At 47.0% G+C, this 268-nt stretch carries 1 protein-coding gene; it reads left to right on the plus strand.

Going from position 1 to position 268, the window contains the following annotated elements:
* On the plus strand, nucleotides 1–268 hold a 268-nt coding region (locus tag O4H62_RS26335), incomplete at both ends, for a hypothetical protein (protein ID WP_269391855.1).

Here is a 268-nt window from a genome sequence, read left to right on the forward strand (position 1 = left end):
CGATACGAGTTGCTGCAAGGTGACATTGGAAAAATAGCAGTTACTTCCGGGAAACAGACCAATGCTCGAAATGACTCCGTTGTCCCGGCCGATGCTGGAAACATGATTTTTTCCTACTTCCCTATCGACAACGCTACCTCAATCATAGTAAATGAAGCCAATCTTGAATTGCGGAACTCAAGCTGGAAGTCTTCGCCACAACTCGGGCTCGGCAAGGTATCCTCGCCAAGACTAACGAAACGCCTGAAGGACAGGAAAATCATTACAT

This window comes from Parahoeflea alexandrii, assembly GCF_027214025.1.
Classification (GTDB): domain Bacteria; phylum Pseudomonadota; class Alphaproteobacteria; order Rhizobiales; family Rhizobiaceae; genus Hoeflea; species Hoeflea alexandrii_A.